The sequence below is a fragment of the Blautia glucerasea genome, from assembly GCF_013304385.1.
In the GTDB taxonomy this organism is placed as follows: Bacteria; Bacillota; Clostridia; order Lachnospirales; family Lachnospiraceae; genus Blautia_A; species Blautia_A ammoniilytica.
The window spans coordinates 1-653 of record NZ_JAAITU010000139.1; the positions used below are offsets into that span (position 1 = coordinate 1).

At 41.0% G+C, this 653-nt stretch carries 1 protein-coding gene; it reads right to left on the minus strand.

Translation table 11 applies throughout. The annotated features are described in order from the left end of the window. On the minus strand, positions 1 to 653 hold a 653-nt coding region (locus tag G5B11_RS18770), incomplete at both ends, for a ParB/RepB/Spo0J family partition protein (RefSeq protein WP_173729340.1).

Below are 653 nucleotides of genomic sequence, written 5' to 3' on the forward strand. Positions count from 1 at the left end.
TCCCATGATTCTTTTTTCCATAATTTCAACAGTGCCAGTATTTCCCGTTTCATCATTGCCGGTGTATAAGAATTTGGAAAATACTTGTGCAACTGCTCGTTTGTGAATGCCACTCTTGTGATCTCACCCTTTTTCACTTCACACATGATCTCTTCCATCTTTTCCAGTGACAACTGTTTTTCTTTACTCAGTTGCCGGATCCTCTGGGCCTGTGAGAGTGATGGGATTGCCTGTGCATACTCCATTGCTACAAGCAGTTCTCTTTGTTCTTTTTCACTTAATGCAGCTATCTCTACAGCCGGACAAAAAGAAATGATCTCATCATCCAGTTTCTGCAACATTTCCGGTATCAGTTTTGTCAGTGAGATATAACGCTGCACTTGTTTTGGGCTATCACCACAATCTTCACTGATGATTTCTATTGCCCGCTTTCTTGGTGTTTTGTGGTCAACTTGGCTCTTTTTTCGACCACTTTTTCTTTTTAATACGTCATTCTTCAGTTTGTAAGCAAAAGCTTTTTCACTGTAGCTGATCCGTTCTCTGTGAAGATTGGAATCTACCATGCTCAAGATGGAATCATCTTCACTTAATACCCGGATGATTACCGGTACTTTACGGTATCCCAGTTTCTCCGCAGCATGTTTTCTTCTGTG